The sequence below is a fragment of the Rhizobium cauense genome, from assembly GCF_019511525.1.
Taxonomy (GTDB): Bacteria; Pseudomonadota; Alphaproteobacteria; order Rhizobiales; family Rhizobiaceae; genus Rhizobium; species Rhizobium cauense.
Genome location: NZ_JAEUAT010000022.1, coordinates 60,240 through 72,958, shown reverse-complemented (window position 1 = coordinate 72,958; position 12,719 = coordinate 60,240). Strand labels below are relative to the sequence as shown.

The following is a 12,719-nucleotide window of genomic DNA, read 5'->3' as shown; positions in this document are numbered from 1 at the left end:
TCATATATGAGAGTCGGCACCTTGCGATCGTATTCGGCTTCAGTCTCGTGTGAGTGTCAGAAGGAAGTCCTTCGCATGACACCGGCGCCTCTGTGACACATCCGCCCCAGAACCTGTTTCGCTCCAAATGGCGGTCTCCGCTCGGTCACGGGATGATCGGTGGATACACTTCCCTTGAGAGTGATAGCGTGCCACGCAAACATGGCTCCGCCTTCGGCAGTCGGAGCCTCTGGCGACGAAGGAGGAACCGAGACCTAGCTTGGTCACGTCCGACTACGACCCGGATTGGCGAGCCGCAGCGTCCAGCGCAGCGAAGTCCCCGTCATCCAGAACGATGCTGGCTGCGGCGACATTCTCCTCAAGGTGCTTGACCTTGGAAGTTCCAGGGATTGGCAACATCACGGGGCTGCGCTTGAGCACCCATGCCAAAGCAATCTGGCTCGGCGTCGCGTCATATTTTTTGGCCAGCCTGTCAAGGACGGAACCTGGACGTGCCAGTTCGCCTGCCGCCAGCGGATACCACGGAATGAAGCCGATGCTCTCGCGCTCGCAGTAGTCAAGGACATCCTCGCTGCCTCGGTCGACGAGATTGTAACGGTTCTGAACGGTTGCGACCGGAAATACCTTCCTGGCCGCCTTTATGTCCTCAACCGAGACTTCGCTGAGGCCGGCATGGGCAATGACTCCCTCATCCAGGAGCTTCTTTACCGCGCCGAACTGCTCGGCGGCCGGGACCTTGGGATCGATGCGGTGCAGTTGCCACAGATCAATTCGGTCGACGCGGAGTTTTTTGAGGCTGCCTTTTGCTCGTTCGATGAGATAGTCCGGCCTGCCGTTCGGCGTCCACCGGTCCGGTCCCTGGCGGGTCAGGCCCGCCTTGGTAGCGATCAACAACCCTCCATAAGGATGCAGCGTCTCGCTGATGAGCTCTTCCGAAACGTCGGGGCCGTAGGAATCTGCCGTGTCTATGAAGTTGACGGCGATCTCGGGAAGGCGGCGCAAGGTTGCCAATGCTCCGGCCTTGTCCGCCGGCGGTCCCCAGATGCCAGGCCCCGTTACGCGCATGGCGCCGAAGCCAAGGCGATTGATGGTGATATCGCCGATCGAAAATTGACCTGATGTGGCTGCTGAGATCGTGGAATTGTCTGGCACTGACCTTCCTCCCGATAGCCTGTCTGTTGGGGAATTTGACTCGGGGAAAGGTGGGGCGGGCATGGAGCATTGCAAGGCATTCCGGGAAATCCGCCATTGCTCCAGCAGGCTGGAATTAAAGGGTGCGCAAAGCACGGTCTGGCGCCTTAAATCTGCGATGATAGCAGCGGCGCCAGTCCTGGGTATCAGGGTCGCTGGGACTCAGGCGCGCGTCCTGAGGTCAGGCGCAGCCATGGCGGCAGGTGGAAGACGCACATCAGCAGGTACATCGTTGTCATGCCGTCCATAGGAAAGACGCCCTGCATGGCGGAGCAGATCATGTCTGCTCCGCCGCCTGCCATGCTAACGACAGTCATGATGGCGAAGGTTGGCGCGGCTGCAAGGCACAGCCAGTCGGCGATGCTTGCCGCTGCATTGTCGGTCGGTGTTTCCGCCGATGCACTGTGCCTTGTCCGATCCGAGGAAAGCATGAGCGTCATCCCCTGCCATATTCGTCGTGGTGCCGCCACCAGATGCCCTGTTCATTGCGGCCGAGAGGAGCGCGGTCGAGCCACTGGTACACACCCCAGATACCGTCCACGCCGCGGGCATAGCTGGAGTAGGTGTGGTAGACAACGCCATCCTGAAGCACGAAGGCGCTGACGCCGGGCCGATCGCGAGTGTAGGTTGCTACATCGGTTCCGGTCATTGCGGCAATCTGGGCAACTGGCGTTTCGCTGCCGCGCAGTCGCCATTCCTGCACGTTTTCGGCCGCGAGCGGCTTAGGTGCCGGCGGCTCGCGGCGGTAATTGTATTCGATCCCGCCTTCGCGCTGCTGCTGCTCGCTGAACAAGACGCTGAAATCGAGATTGAAATCGCTACCAAAAGAGGATGCCCAGTCAAAGGTCCACCCCATTCTTTCCTTGAAGGCCTGCAACTTCGGAAGCGGCGCACGGGAAACCGCGGTAAAGGCGACATCATGGTTTTCGAGATGGACGACAACGCCATTGAAGCCATCCGCGATAGAGGAGCAGGAGGGGCATCCGACGGTATAGTCGGGTCCGAACATGAAGTGGTAGATGAGCAACTGCGAGCGGCCTTTGAAGAGGTCGGCCAGTGAGGCGCCGCCGTTGGCGGTCTCAAACCGATAGTCCTTGTCGATCCGCACCCAGGGCAACTCTTGGCGACGCTGAGCCAGCATGTCGCTGCGCCGTGTCAGTTCCTTCTCTTCTGCGAGCAGATCAAGCCGAGCTGCAAGCCATTCTTCGCGTGTGCCTGTCACGTGCATCGTCATCATGCTTCTCCTTTTGCTGTTTGTTGGCGTAGCATGCCGCCGTGTGCGGCAGCTCGGGAACAGACTAGGGCCGGTGGCGGGGATGGTGGGAGTTACAAGTTTGACGGGATTTCGATGGACTCGATGATCACTGCCGCCGCGCGGCTGCTGGCGACCGGCGACCTCCTTGGGGCGTTGAAACGGGTTGCGCTGCGTGAAGACGCACCTGCGCTCGCGCTTCGGGGTATAGCGATGGCGCAGCTTGGCGACCTCGTCCGTGCCAAGGCGCTCCTCAAGATGGCTGCCCGTGCGTTTGGAGCCAAAGAGCCGGTTGCCCGGGCACGCTGTCTCGTTGCCGAGGCCGAAATCGCACTTGTCTCGCGCGACCTTACTTGGCCGGCCAAGACGCTTGCCACCGCACGGGCGGTGCTCGACGCTCACGGGGACCGTCTGAATGCAGCTCACGCCCGGCATATCGAGGCCCGGCGATCGCTCCTTATAGGCCACCTCGACGAGGCCGAAGGTCTGCTCGCCGGTATCGATCCGATGCCGTTTCCACCCCCGTTGCGCGTCGCCTATGAACTCGTGGCCGCCGGGATTGCCATCCGCCGCCTGCAGACAAGCGCGGCACGCGCCGCCGTCCAGAGGGCGGAAAAGGCTGCGCGCGATGCGGGGATTCCATCGCTTGAGGCGGAAGTCGAAAGTGTTTCTGCTGTTTTGAAAGCGCCGGCGGCGCGTCTCGTCGCGCGCGGCGAGGAACGGTCTTTGCTGCTTGAGGATGTCGAGACAGTATTGGTGTCGAGGGCGCTTGTGGTGGATGCTTGCCGCTATGTCGTGCGCGATGGAGACGTCATCGTTCCTCTTTCCACTCGCCCGGTTCTCTTCGCGTTGGCGAGAATACTGGCGGAAAGCTGGCCCGGAGACGTTTCGAGAACCACACTGGTCGCCCGTGCGTTCCGGGCAAAGGATGCTGATGAGTCGCATCGCGCCAGGCTGCGCGTCGAAATCGGTCGGCTGCGCGGCGAGCTTCACCGCATAGCGGATATCAAGGCGACGCGCGACGGCTTCGTGCTCGTGCCGCGGCGCGCTGGCGATGTGGTCATCCTGGCCCCGCCCGTCGAGGAACAGCACGGTGAGATCCTGGCGTTCCTGGCTGACGGAGAAGCCTGGTCCAGTTCTGCGTTGGCGATTGCGATCGGGGCAAGTCCACGCACCGTGCAGCGCGCGCTCGAGGCCCTCGCGGAAACGGGCAAGGTGCAATCCCTGGGACGCGGACCTGCGCGCCGTTGGACGACGCCTTCGCTGCCGGGCTTCCCGTCAACTTTGTTACTCCCAGGTCCTCTACCCAACGATTAGGATAGGCCCATGAAACACTCCAAAGCTGAAATCCTTCGTGAATATGGCCCCTTTCCGGATACGGACCAGGTGGCGGGTGTCACCTATGACGGTAGGCACGTCTGGTTTGCGTCCGGCGACAAGCTGAACGCCCTGGATCCGGATGCCGGTGAGATTGTGCGTTCGATCGACGTTGCGGCACACGCCGGAACCACGTTCGATGGACGCCATCTCTTCCAGATTGCCGAGGATCGCATCCAGAAGGTTGATCCGAAGACCGGTGAGGTGCTCTCAACGATACCAGCCCCTGCGAACGGTGGCGATTCCGGACTAGCCTGGGCGGAAGGAACGCTCTGGGTTGGAGACTATCGCGGCAGGAAGATCCATCAGATCGATCCGGAAACAGGCACGATCCTTCGCAGCATCGAGTCCAACCGCTTTGTTACCGGCGTCACTTGGGTTGACGGCGAACTTTGGCACGCCACTTGGGAGGGCGATGAGAGCGATATCCGACGCCTGGAGCCGGAGAGCGGACGCGTGTTGGAACGCCTCGACATGCCATCCGGTCTTACGGTGTCGGGGCTTGAGTCCGATGGCGGCGATCGTCTCTATTGCGGCGGCGGCAGGAGCGGCAAGGTCCGAGCTGTTCGTCGACCGCGCTAGCGGTCCACTCGATTGCTAGTCCAATGTTCTGCGGAAGCGTCGGACGGCGATCAGCATGGCAACGGTCATGAGATAGGCAAGGGCAATCGTGTCATAGGCGAGGGTTTCGATATCTGCGCCTTTCAGCATGATCGCGCGGACAATGCGGATATAATGCGTGAGCGGCAGTGCCTCCCCGATCCATTGCGCCCATTTCGGCATGCCCGCAAAGGGGAACATAAACCCAGACAGAAGGATGTTTGGCAGGAAGAACATCATCGCCATCTGCATGGCCTGCAGCTGGTTTGCGGCTACCGTCGAGAATGTGTAGCCAATCGAAAGGTTGGTGATGACGAAGAGTGTCGTCGCAGCCGCGAGCGAGAGCGGATCACCTATGATCGGCACATGGAAGACGAGCAGGCCAGCGCCGATGATTAACAACGACTGTACCAGACCGATCAGCACATAGGGTGCGATCTTTCCCAGCATGATTTCCAGCGGCTTGATCGGCATGGACAGCAGGTTCTCCATCGTGCCTCGTTCGACCTCGCGGGTCACGGAGAGCGCCGTGAATATCAGCAACGTCATCGTCAGGATCGTACCGAGCAGGCCCGGCACGATGTTCAAGGTCGACGAACCGGCGGGGTTGTAGCGACGGTGTTGCACGATCGAGAAGGCGGGCTTGGTCGGCTCGGAGAATTCGACCTGGCGGTCGTTGGCGAGAGCCGATGTCACGATGCCGGAGAGTGCCCCCAACGCCGAACTGGAGGCAACCGGATCGGTGGCATCCGCAGCGACCAGTAGCGAAGGCGTATCACCGCGGCGAAGCGAGCGTTCGAAGTCTTCGGGAATTTCCACGACGAACAATACCTTGCCGGATTGCAGCAGCGAATCCATGTCCTCCGCTCGCGTAACGACAGAGCGGATCTCGAAGAAGTCCGTGTTTTCCAGTGCCGCCAAAATCGATCTTCCGACATCGGTGTTCTCGCGCATCAGCACGGCGGTCGGCAGGTTGTGCGGCGTCGTGTTGATCGCAAAGCCAAACAGGAACAGCTGCATAATCGGCAAGGCCACCATCGTTGCCAGCGTGATCCGGTCGCGGGTCATCTGGATGAATTCCTTGATGGTCATCGCCCAGAAGCGCCCGAAGGAGAAGCCGTTGCCGTTTGCCGTTGTTGTCGTCATTGGAAGTTGTCCTCGGAGCGGCGCATCAGATCGATGAAGGCATCCTCCAACGTCGCCTCGCCCTTCTGCCACTTGAGATCGGGCCTCTCTCGGTATGGCGCGATTGCCTTTTCGAGCGCTTCGGGATCGCGGCCGGCAACATGCAGGCTGATCCCGAAGGGCGCGATCATGTCGACACCCGGCGCGTTCTCGAGTTCGGCCTGAATGCGATGCATGTCCGGCCCCGACACGGTCCAGGTCACGAGGCCGGTGCTGGCAATCACCTCGTCCACCGTCCCCTGCGCCAGCAGTTTGCCATAGGCGATGTAGGCAATCTCATGGCAACGCTCCGCCTCATCCATGTAGTGGGTAGAAACGAGGACCGAGAGGCCGTCGGCGGCAAGCGCGTGAATTTCGTTCCAGAAGTCCCGCCGAGCTTTCGGATCGACGCCTGCCGTTGGTTCGTCGAGAAGGAGCAGGGCCGGTTCGGGGAGGATGCAGGCGCCGAGTGCCAATCTCTGTTTCCAGCCGCCCGAAAGTTCTCCGGCCAGCTGCGCTTCACGTCCCTTCAGGCCGAGGCGTTCGATGGCCGCACCGGCTTTTCCGCGCGCATCAGGCAGGCCATATACGCGAGCGACGAACTCAAGGTTCTCCCGGATCGACAGGTCCTGATAGAGCGAAAACTTCTGCGTCATGTACCCGACGCGGCGGCGGATGCGGTCGCTCTCGGTCAGGATATTGAAGCCGAGGCATGTACCGTCACCGCTGTCTGGCGTCAGCAGGCCGCAAAGCATGCGGATTGTCGTCGTCTTGCCGGAACCGTTCGGACCGAGAAAGCCGTGAATGCGGCCTTTCTTCACCGACATCGATACATCGTCGACCACCTTTCGGTTGCCGAAACTCTTGGTGAGGTGATGAACGTCGATCACTGTCTCGGGCGCGTCGACCGCCATTGCTGTGTCGCTCATGGGCGAGCTCCCGCGGTGACATCCACCGGCTGGCCGGGGCGCAGCGCAGTGGGAGCGGCAGGAATCGCCTCGACGCGATAGACGAGTTTGGCGCGCTCCTCGAGACTGAAGATTTCTGGTGGCGTATATTCAGCTTGGCTCGAGATGAAACTGACCTTTGCGTCAGTCGGCTCGCAGGCATCACAGGCGACGCGGATGGACTGGCCCAACGCAAAGCGCGCAATCTCGGTCTCTGGTACAAAGAAGCGGACGCGGATGTTTTCCGGTGGCAGAAGCGCCACGATTGGTCGACCGGCAGGGACGACCTCTCCGATACGGTAGTAAATGGTCTGGATGCTCCCGGTCGCCGGAGCCGCCACGAAACGTCGGGCGAGTGCGGCCTCCGCCGAAGCGAGATCGGCTTTCGCGGCAGCAACAGCCTGCCGTGACTGGCGCAGCATCTCGATGCGGGCCGGCAGGTTACCCAGCGTAATCTGGCTGCGGATATTGTCGAGGGCGGCACGGTTGGCCGCCTCGGTGGCTGTTGCCGTATCGAGGCGGGCCTGCGTGGCGGTGCCACGTTCGACCAGCACCTTGGTGCGATCCAGATCCTGTGCGGCAAGCTCCAGCCGTGCCAGCGCTTCGCGTTCGCTGGCATGCAACATATCTATTTCTTCCGGCCGCTTTTGCTTCGCTTCGGCGAGCTCCAGTTCGGCCTGCAGGCGGGCCAGCGAAGCGCGGGCGGCGCCGACGGCAGCCTCCTCGGTTTGAGAATCCAGGCTGAAGAGCGGCGTCCCGGGCGCAATTGCCTGGCCCTCGGCGACATCGAGTTTCACCACGCGCCCGCTGGTGTCAGCGCCGATGAACAGCGTGTCGGCCTCGATCCAGCCCTGGTAGGCGCGTTGCGACTTGTCGGCGAAGAGGAGGGGCAGGGCGGCAAGGGCCGCGCCGGCGACGACGGCCACCATAAGCATTCGTTTCATTTCGCGCCTCCTTCCGGCACGAAGAGGGTGTCAAGGAACGTGTCGAAGACCTTCTGCGTGTCCAGGTGCTCGTGGTTCTCGAATAGCGTCGTCCAGATGATCGACATCAAAGCCGGCGCCATGACCAGTTGCGGGACTTCTGCAACCGCGGGATTGCGGAGTTCGCCGCGAGTGGCCGCACGGCCAAGCAGGACACGCAGGATCGCGAGGCCCTTGGTGATAATTTCGCGGTAGTAGAATTCGGTCACCACAGGGAACATCGGTCCCTCGGCGAGGATCAGCCGCAGGAGGTGCCGGCGATCGGTCTCCAGGACCTGGCGTTTGAAGAGCGTATAGAACATCGAAACCGCGGCGCGCGGCGGAATTGCCTCTTTCTGGACCAGACCGCCGACTTCACCAAGGAGCGGTGAGACAACACCCGACACCAGCTCGATGAACAATCTCTCCTTGTCAGGAAAATGTAGGTAGACGGTGCCCTTGGCAATGCCTGCCCGGGCAGCGACATCCTCCATGCGGGTCGCAGCGAAGCCGCGCTCCGCAAAGCAGGCGAAGGCCGCCGTCAGGATCTCCGCCCGGCGTTGTTCCGGGTCTCTTCTCTCACGCTTTTTCTCTGGCATGGATTTTACGTCCAATTATGACTGACTGGACAGTCATTAACACGATGCGTGGAGTTTTGCAAGGAGATGGGAAGGGCAGGCGCGCCCGCCGGGGCTCGACGCTCGATATGAGGTCAACGAAAAGCCTGCAAGGCTGTGGGAGTGATGGATGTGTGAGAGGAGATGACAGGGGCCATCTTCGTTTCGGTCCGCTTCGTGAATTGAAGCTGTCGACGTCAATCCTCAAGGTTCAATTCTGGCTGCTCTTCCGGGGATAACCTGAGTTGCAAAGTTCAGGCAAATATCGGAAGTTCATTTTCGAAAGGGCAACGGCCGGCTTTCTGCTGGAGGAGGTACCGAACATGACGACTGCCTCCCATCCGACGGATTCGACCAATCGCGGCGACGCTCAAATCTGCCGGGGATGCTGGGATCAGATGCGTGTGCCCATCCCGATCCGAGGCGCGCTCGCGTTGCCGTTTCGGATGTTCGGGGTCACTCGCAGCAAGATGAATCCGAATATCTGCACGATCTGCGAACGGTCGTTTCGCTATGTCAAGAAACAGCGTCACGTCACTGCCAGTGCTACTATCCTGTTTGCTGACATCAGAGGGTTCACGGCCCTCTCGGAACAGATCGAACCGGTGAGGTTGAGTGAGATTGTCAGCCTCTTCCAGGATCGATGCGCGCAGGCGATCTGGGCTCATGACGGCATCGTCAACAAGCAAATGGGTGACGGTCTGATGGCGATCTTCAACTTTCCGATTGTCAGACAGGATCACGCCGCGGCGGCCGTCATGGCGGCAATGGATATCCAGCGGCACTGCAGGTCAGCGTTCGAACACCTGGAGGCGGATCACGGGTTGGGCGTTGGTGTGGGTATTCACAGCGGGGAGGTCGAGATCGGCGAATTTTCGAGCTTCCGCAGCGACTTTACCGCAATTGGCGGTGCCGTAAATCTGGCCGCGAGGCTTGAATCCCAAGCACGTGCGGGCGAGATCGTTATGTCGCCCGAGACGACCACCCAGGCTGCGCATCTCACATCGGAAGCGCAATCCCGCTCGCTCGTGCTCAAAGGGATAGAGCAGCCGGTTGAAGCGCGGGTCCTGACGACCGCCTGACGTTCCGCAGCACTCTGACGCGCATCAGGATTTCTTCGCCGATCCTTGCGGCTATTCCTTTATTGACGCATTGCCAGCCCCGTTACTCAATCGGAACGGGCCTTTTTGAGGGAGACGTAGAGAAATAATTAACTTATGCGCGAATCCTTTGGAACATTAGCATCGTTTAATGTTTTTATAGGTCATGGATCATATCCGGCAGTCGACTCTTGGTCGTCGGTTACTGATCTCGGAGTGCGCGCGCTTCCGTTTCTTCCTTGCTGAAGCATGGGGCTTTGGCCGGAGACAATGGAGGATGAAAAATGCATTACGACAAGTCGGCTTTTGCCGCGATGGCGCTTGGCTGTGCGATCCTGATCGGCCCCGCGCCGGCGTCTGCTTTAGATATCGGCGGCAGCAATGGCATCAGTGTAGGGAGCAATGGTAGTGGTGGCCTCGGCGTATCGGTCGGTGGCGCCAACGGCGTCAATGCGAGCGTCGGCGGCACATCGACCGGCGGACTGGGTGTCAATGCCTCCGTCGGCGGCACTGGCGGCGTCAATAGCAACACATCGATCGGCGGCAGCAGCAACAGCGGCGGTCTCGGTGTCAGCACAAATGCAAGCGTTGGCGGTTCCCGCGGCGTCAACGCTGATGTCAATGCCAATGTCGGGGGCTCAAGGTTGGCGACTGCCAACGCAACGGTTGGAGCAGGAGGAAATACACTGCTCAATGCGGCACTCGGCGTGCCGTCGGTAAGCGATCCGGGTTCCGGTTCCGTCGGGTCGAGTGTACCAGGCGGTTCCGGCGGCTCGGGTGCAACTGGTTCAGACCGGCCGTCGCGTACCACGCCGGCACTCACGGCTATCAATGACATGTCGGCGGCGGATCGGGCGAAGGCAAAGCTTCGTTGCAAGGATGTCTTGCGCTCAGGAGGATATGAGGCGAGCCTTGTGAAGCTCTGCAAGATGGTCGTTGCGATGCGCTGATAGCATTCACCGGCGTGAGGGTGCCGCGATGCGGCATCCTCTTACATTGCCTGATTGGCTACGGGTGATAGCATCCAATGATGCTGAACTTGCGATTCTTCGAGACTAGGGCAACGATGATCTCTGTTGCCCGCGTCCTCAGCGCGGGCAGGCGGCCTGGTATCGCCGTCCGTATTGATCCCGATAATAGCACTGGCCGGGCTGCCCGGCGACATTGCCGATGACTGCGCCCGCAGCACCACCGATGGCGGCGCCGACTGCGGCACCGCGCACATCGCCGGTCACCACGCCACCAATGACCGCGCCGCTTGCGGCACCAATTCCCGCGCCTTGCTGCGTCGGCGTACATCCAGCAATCGTGGCTCCTGCCAGAAGCAGCAATATCGATGTGCGTTTCATTTCGCTTTCCTTCCTGCTGAGGTGGCTCGCTGGAGTAGATAGAGGCGTTTTGGAAAAGACAATTGCTGCGTTAGCCCGCGGTGTTTGTCGTCGGCCCGCCACTTCGAACAATTGGGGTGACGCCTCCATTGTCTATCGGGTCGATTGCGCCAATTAAGTCCGGGTTGCAACGAGGAGCAGGATCCCTGTTATGAACCAGCGTGAAGAGAACATCCGCCGCCGCGCATACGAGATCTGGGAGCAGGAGGGTCGCCCCCATGGTCAAGACATGAAGCATTGGCTGCAGGCCTTCAAGGAATTCGGCGAGCAAGCCGACCATGCTGCCGGCGGTGTATCGGCGAAACCGGGGGCCAAGACGAAATCTGCAAAACCTAGGGCAGCTGCAAAATCGGCTGCCGAGAAGTCCGCAGCGAAGAAGACGAAGGCGGCTTCGATTGCGATCACGGCTGCTCCAGGGGACAAGCCCCGTCGCACACGTGCTACGAAGTCCGTCACGACGCACTAGATTTCCGAGTGTAGCCTTGGACAACCACAGCGATCGCCCCGCTTTCCTTCAAGCGAGCACGTTTTGTTCGGACGTGCTCGCAGGGTTCGTGTGCCAGGCGCAGAGGCGGCTAACTTGCCAGCAAGCTTCGCCTGATCAGTCTAGGCCAGGACTTTGGCTTCCGCCGCTGCCGCGACGAAGGCATCCCGGGACGCTTCCAAGTGCGCGAGATGGTTCATGGCTTCCACGCACCTGCGCTTGGCCGCCTCAAGGTGCATGCTGTGTTGAAGCGGCCATCTATGTTCCAGATAGTCAACGGCTTCGGCTGGGCCATGAATGTGCTCAGAGGGTCGCGTCCCAATCTGGATCGCCACGGGCGCAGCCCACCTCGGTTCGGTTGCATGGCTGATAGTGTTCATTGTGAACCTCCTCTTTGCCAACAATCGATAAGCAGGATGTAGGGGGCTGCGTAGGCCGATCAACACCGCGCGACCCCGGAATAAAGTCAGTGCACGCTCGGGAACTTGGCCAGGACAGCGTAGTCTTCTGCCACGAGCTCACTGATTGCAATGAGAACCTCTTCGGCTGTGAAACCGGAGGCGATGGTCGTGCGGATTAGGTCCTGAAGGTCCGGGTCGATCACGTCCCGGCAGTCCTCGAGCCGCTCGTCTGACACGGTCAGGCTATGCAGTTCTTCCATAATTGCCCCTTTCGTGGGATGGAGCCGTCGCCGAGTACGCCCGGCGTCGGATCTCCTCTTCAGGATTGACTATCGGCCGGATGACCGTGGCCTCGGTGATGCCAAGAGGCCCTCGCGCTGCAATTTCTTTCGGGCCGCCTTACGCTGTCTGGCAATCGCCTGCGCCCGTTCGCGTACGCGACGTTCCGAGGGTTTCTCGTAAGCGCGGCGCTCCTTCATCTCGCGGAAAAGACCTTCCCGCTGCATTTTCTTCTTCAATGCGCGCATGGCCTGTTCGACGTTGTTGTCTCTGACGATAACCTGCATGCTTTTCTCCTTGTTCTTGAGATTGCCGATCAGCCAAGCTGCTCGGCGATCAGTTCCTGCAGTTCACGACGGGTGAGAAGGCAGGGATAGGGTTTCCAGTTTCGATCCACGCGAGCAGCGTCATCGCGCTCGCGCGGACCCGCCGCCGGTACGGCGGGGATGTCGGGTTTGTTCAATTGAAGTCCTCAGCCGCTTCTGGCGGCATTTCGACATGGCGGTCGCTGCTTCCGTCGCGCATTGCGGAGGAAACGCGGCAAGACGCGAGGCGTCGGCCATGTCTCGTCGAATTTTTCGGGTGTGGACTAGAGATGGGGACGCGATCGATGCGTTACAAGGCATCCGGCCCGGCTGCCTGCCTGTTCTCGACTACGGAGCACCGGGGCGCGCTTTGGCAGCGCGTATGGGAAGCACAGTGATTTGAGAAATTTTGGCGAGGTCACCGCAAAACAGACGACGTGAGTTTTGCAGTGACCTCTTGATGACTAGGTGATGTAATCATCCAGGTACAGGCTACCTGAAGTATCGAAATATGGAATTTATCACATCCGGTAATCCACATGTACTTTGGGGGCATTTGCCGGCTGGGGTTGGCCTTTAGGGGGATTGTGGGCCTGGTCGGCAATAAAGCGAGCCCCTCAGAAGCCCTATTTCGTATGATGCGGTCTTTCCC

General features: G+C 60.5%; 17 protein-coding genes. 5 read left to right on the top strand and 12 right to left on the bottom strand.

The window, feature by feature from the left end; genetic code table 11:
- Nucleotides 1-273: 273 nt before the first annotated feature.
- The 3 genes from JNB88_RS28690 to JNB88_RS28680 all read right to left on the bottom strand — a co-directional run bounded on the left by JNB88_RS28690 (nucleotide 274) and on the right by JNB88_RS28680 (nucleotide 2,425).
- On the bottom strand, nucleotides 274-1,152 hold the full coding sequence (locus JNB88_RS28690) for an aldo/keto reductase (protein ID WP_220358419.1): 879 nt from the start codon (nucleotides 1,150-1,152) through the stop codon (nucleotides 274-276).
- 185 nt (nucleotides 1,153-1,337) lie between these two features.
- Nucleotides 1,338-1,622 (bottom strand): hypothetical protein, encoded by a 285-nt coding sequence (locus JNB88_RS28685; protein ID WP_220358418.1) that lies wholly within the window; start codon nucleotides 1,620-1,622, stop codon nucleotides 1,338-1,340.
- Between the two features lie 5 nt (nucleotides 1,623-1,627).
- The gene (locus JNB88_RS28680) at nucleotides 1,628-2,425 is read right to left on the bottom strand and encodes a DUF899 domain-containing protein (protein ID WP_220358445.1); all 798 of its coding nucleotides are present in this window, start codon (nucleotides 2,423-2,425) and stop codon (nucleotides 1,628-1,630) included.
- A 114-nt stretch (nucleotides 2,426-2,539) separates the two neighbouring features.
- Between JNB88_RS28680 and JNB88_RS28675 the strand changes: the two genes are divergently transcribed.
- Both JNB88_RS28675 and JNB88_RS28670 read left to right on the top strand, forming a co-directional pair.
- On the top strand, nucleotides 2,540-3,760 hold the full coding sequence (locus tag JNB88_RS28675; protein ID WP_220358417.1) for a helix-turn-helix domain-containing protein: 1,221 nt from the start codon (nucleotides 2,540-2,542) through the stop codon (nucleotides 3,758-3,760).
- 9 nt (nucleotides 3,761-3,769) lie between these two features.
- Nucleotides 3,770-4,402 (top strand): Vgb family protein, encoded by a 633-nt coding sequence (locus JNB88_RS28670; RefSeq protein ID WP_037136367.1) that lies wholly within the window; start codon nucleotides 3,770-3,772, stop codon nucleotides 4,400-4,402.
- A 15-nt stretch (nucleotides 4,403-4,417) separates the two neighbouring features.
- On the opposite strand, the gene JNB88_RS28665 is transcribed toward JNB88_RS28670, so the two are convergent.
- Genes JNB88_RS28665 through JNB88_RS28650 form a run of 4 tightly spaced genes read right to left on the bottom strand, consistent with a single transcriptional unit; the run spans nucleotide 4,418 to nucleotide 8,092 of the window.
- On the bottom strand, nucleotides 4,418-5,566 hold the full coding sequence (locus tag JNB88_RS28665; protein ID WP_220358416.1) for an ABC transporter permease: 1,149 nt from the start codon (nucleotides 5,564-5,566) through the stop codon (nucleotides 4,418-4,420).
- On the bottom strand, nucleotides 5,563-6,513 hold the full coding sequence (locus JNB88_RS28660) for an ABC transporter ATP-binding protein (protein WP_220358415.1): 951 nt from the start codon (nucleotides 6,511-6,513) through the stop codon (nucleotides 5,563-5,565). The genes JNB88_RS28665 and JNB88_RS28660 overlap by 4 nt, the downstream gene beginning before the upstream one ends.
- A complete protein-coding gene (locus JNB88_RS28655) occupies nucleotides 6,510-7,475 on the bottom strand; it encodes an HlyD family secretion protein (protein WP_220358414.1) in 966 nt (321 codons plus the stop codon). The genes JNB88_RS28660 and JNB88_RS28655 overlap by 4 nt, the downstream gene beginning before the upstream one ends.
- Nucleotides 7,472-8,092, bottom strand: coding sequence for a TetR/AcrR family transcriptional regulator (locus JNB88_RS28650; RefSeq protein WP_220358413.1), 621 nt, complete (start codon nucleotides 8,090-8,092; stop codon nucleotides 7,472-7,474). The genes JNB88_RS28655 and JNB88_RS28650 overlap by 4 nt, the downstream gene beginning before the upstream one ends.
- A gap of 341 nt (nucleotides 8,093-8,433) precedes the next feature.
- On the opposite strand from JNB88_RS28650, the gene JNB88_RS28645 reads away from it, so the two are divergent.
- Both JNB88_RS28645 and JNB88_RS28640 read left to right on the top strand, forming a co-directional pair.
- A complete protein-coding gene (locus tag JNB88_RS28645; protein ID WP_220358412.1) occupies nucleotides 8,434-9,192 on the top strand; it encodes an adenylate/guanylate cyclase domain-containing protein in 759 nt (252 codons plus the stop codon).
- 302 nt (nucleotides 9,193-9,494) lie between these two features.
- Nucleotides 9,495-10,160: a hypothetical protein gene (locus JNB88_RS28640; protein ID WP_223217365.1), complete on the top strand. Its 666-nt coding sequence runs from the start codon at nucleotides 9,495-9,497 to the stop codon at nucleotides 10,158-10,160.
- A gap of 138 nt (nucleotides 10,161-10,298) precedes the next feature.
- Here the strand turns inward: JNB88_RS28640 and JNB88_RS28635 are convergent, their stop codons facing one another.
- Nucleotides 10,299-10,559: a YMGG-like glycine zipper-containing protein gene (locus JNB88_RS28635; protein ID WP_037136378.1), complete on the bottom strand. Its 261-nt coding sequence runs from the start codon at nucleotides 10,557-10,559 to the stop codon at nucleotides 10,299-10,301.
- Between the two features lie 190 nt (nucleotides 10,560-10,749).
- Here JNB88_RS28635 and JNB88_RS28630 point away from each other — a divergent pair, with 190 nt between their 5' ends.
- Entirely contained in the window at nucleotides 10,750-11,064 is a 315-nt protein-coding gene (locus tag JNB88_RS28630) for a DUF2934 domain-containing protein (RefSeq protein WP_220358411.1), read from the top strand.
- 140 nt (nucleotides 11,065-11,204) lie between these two features.
- Here the strand turns inward: JNB88_RS28630 and JNB88_RS28625 are convergent, their stop codons facing one another.
- The 4 genes from JNB88_RS28625 to JNB88_RS28610 form a co-directional block, all read right to left on the bottom strand.
- Entirely contained in the window at nucleotides 11,205-11,462 is a 258-nt protein-coding gene (locus tag JNB88_RS28625) for a DUF982 domain-containing protein (protein WP_037136382.1), read from the bottom strand.
- Nucleotides 11,463-11,548: 86 nt separating this feature from the next.
- Nucleotides 11,549-11,743, bottom strand: coding sequence for a hypothetical protein (locus tag JNB88_RS28620; protein ID WP_220358410.1), 195 nt, complete (start codon nucleotides 11,741-11,743; stop codon nucleotides 11,549-11,551).
- A 69-nt stretch (nucleotides 11,744-11,812) separates the two neighbouring features.
- Nucleotides 11,813-12,049: a 30S ribosomal protein S21 gene (rpsU, locus tag JNB88_RS28615; protein WP_037136386.1), complete on the bottom strand. Its 237-nt coding sequence runs from the start codon at nucleotides 12,047-12,049 to the stop codon at nucleotides 11,813-11,815.
- Between the two features lie 29 nt (nucleotides 12,050-12,078).
- Nucleotides 12,079-12,225: a hypothetical protein gene (locus JNB88_RS28610; protein WP_220358409.1), complete on the bottom strand. Its 147-nt coding sequence runs from the start codon at nucleotides 12,223-12,225 to the stop codon at nucleotides 12,079-12,081.
- Nucleotides 12,226-12,719 lie beyond the last annotated feature (494 nt).

Coding starts and splice junctions, on each gene's coding strand:
- JNB88_RS28675 (WP_220358417.1), top strand. CDS start 2,540: ATGGACTCGATGATCACTGCCGCCGCGCGGCTGCTGGCGACCGGCGAC.
- JNB88_RS28680 (WP_220358445.1), bottom strand. CDS start 2,425: ATGACGATGCACGTGACAGGCACACGCGAAGAATGGCTTGCAGCTCGG.
- JNB88_RS28650 (WP_220358413.1), bottom strand. CDS start 8,092: ATGCCAGAGAAAAAGCGTGAGAGAAGAGACCCGGAACAACGCCGGGCG.
- JNB88_RS28665 (WP_220358416.1), bottom strand. CDS start 5,566: ATGACGACAACAACGGCAAACGGCAACGGCTTCTCCTTCGGGCGCTTC.
- JNB88_RS28670 (WP_037136367.1), top strand. CDS start 3,770: ATGAAACACTCCAAAGCTGAAATCCTTCGTGAATATGGCCCCTTTCCG.
- JNB88_RS28645 (WP_220358412.1), top strand. CDS start 8,434: ATGACGACTGCCTCCCATCCGACGGATTCGACCAATCGCGGCGACGCT.
- JNB88_RS28620 (WP_220358410.1), bottom strand. CDS start 11,743: ATGGAAGAACTGCATAGCCTGACCGTGTCAGACGAGCGGCTCGAGGAC.
- JNB88_RS28655 (WP_220358414.1), bottom strand. CDS start 7,475: ATGAAACGAATGCTTATGGTGGCCGTCGTCGCCGGCGCGGCCCTTGCC.
- JNB88_RS28640 (WP_223217365.1), top strand. CDS start 9,495: ATGCATTACGACAAGTCGGCTTTTGCCGCGATGGCGCTTGGCTGTGCG.
- rpsU (WP_037136386.1), bottom strand. CDS start 12,049: ATGCAGGTTATCGTCAGAGACAACAACGTCGAACAGGCCATGCGCGCA.
- JNB88_RS28630 (WP_220358411.1), top strand. CDS start 10,750: ATGAACCAGCGTGAAGAGAACATCCGCCGCCGCGCATACGAGATCTGG.
- JNB88_RS28685 (WP_220358418.1), bottom strand. CDS start 1,622: ATGCTTTCCTCGGATCGGACAAGGCACAGTGCATCGGCGGAAACACCG.
- JNB88_RS28660 (WP_220358415.1), bottom strand. CDS start 6,513: ATGAGCGACACAGCAATGGCGGTCGACGCGCCCGAGACAGTGATCGAC.
- JNB88_RS28625 (WP_037136382.1), bottom strand. CDS start 11,462: ATGAACACTATCAGCCATGCAACCGAACCGAGGTGGGCTGCGCCCGTG.
- JNB88_RS28635 (WP_037136378.1), bottom strand. CDS start 10,559: ATGAAACGCACATCGATATTGCTGCTTCTGGCAGGAGCCACGATTGCT.